Source organism: Vibrio sp. YT-18 (genome assembly GCF_033337345.1).
In the GTDB taxonomy this organism is placed as follows: domain Bacteria; phylum Pseudomonadota; class Gammaproteobacteria; order Enterobacterales; family Vibrionaceae; genus Vibrio; species Vibrio alginolyticus.
This window is the reverse complement of record NZ_JAWOQO010000284.1, coordinates 1-1,039: the sequence shown is the minus strand read 5'-3', so window position 1 is coordinate 1,039 and position 1,039 is coordinate 1. Positions and strand designations below refer to the sequence as shown.

The following is a 1,039-nucleotide window of genomic DNA, read 5'->3' as shown; positions in this document are numbered from 1 at the left end:
AAAGTTCTGCTAATTTTGACCAAATATGCCAAGGTTTTGCTTTCTACAACCCGATTATTTAAACGACGTTCCTACGATCAAATACACAGCTTCCATATCCTGCTCCGTACGACCGTATGCCAACATAATAGGTCCAATTGGCGAGTCGACACCAAAGAAAATTGATGCGGCGTTATACAATGGTGCTTCATTCAATTTCAGATCGTTGTCTGACCATGTACCGCCATGTTCTAGCGACGCGCCTACATAAACTGGCGCTTCAAACAATCCAAAATCATTGTCGAACCATTTGTAGCGATATACCAAACTGCTGAAGAATAAGTTTTGCCCTATCAAGCTGTTTCTCGGTATGCCTGACAAATGCAAAAAGCCCCCTAACTCACGAGGGTCCAGCGTTATCGACGAGTTTTTACTTTGCACAAAGCTGTATTCTGCTTGTCCGACTAAAGTATGACGCTGATAGCTCATTGCCCCCTTAAATCGAGCGTCAATTTCATACACTGTATCTTCCACAATATCTTTAGGCTTGGACTGACCTATCTCTTCAGGGCTGGTATCGTGAGAAACCAAATATTCTAGGTCGACCAACAAACCTCGCGTAGGAAAAGCAAAATCATCGAGGGTGTCTAAGCGGTAATTGGCAAACAAGCCTCTTCGCTCAAAATCTAAATTGCCTACAGACGCCAATGTCGATAACTCAATGCTACCCGAAGAGTATCGACCGCCCAATCTCAACTCTTGCCACAACGTAGGCTGAATGCCAATCGCTATCTCGGAAACAAACTCGGTATAAGACACTGGCAAAAAATCGTTCACCGAACTTAAACTCGAGTCATCATCACTGACCGGCAAGTTTCGCCCTTCACTGCTGTACGCCACCTTACCAGCCACAAAAAACTCTTGGCTCGACAGAACCGGAGAATACAGCTCCGCCTCAATGAGCTTATCTGTGCCCATCTCAACGTTGAGTGCCATTTCAGCACCGTGCGAGTTTAAGTTGGTAAAGTTAGTCGACATCCCTATGCCGTATTGGCTGTCG

The 1,039-nt window shown here is 45.2% G+C and carries 1 pseudogene; it reads right to left on the bottom strand.

Annotated features, from left to right (window positions below):
• Window positions 1-54: 54 nt before the first annotated feature.
• A pseudogene (locus R7M72_RS26020) lies at window positions 55-1,039 on the bottom strand (serine protease); the annotation flags it as partial.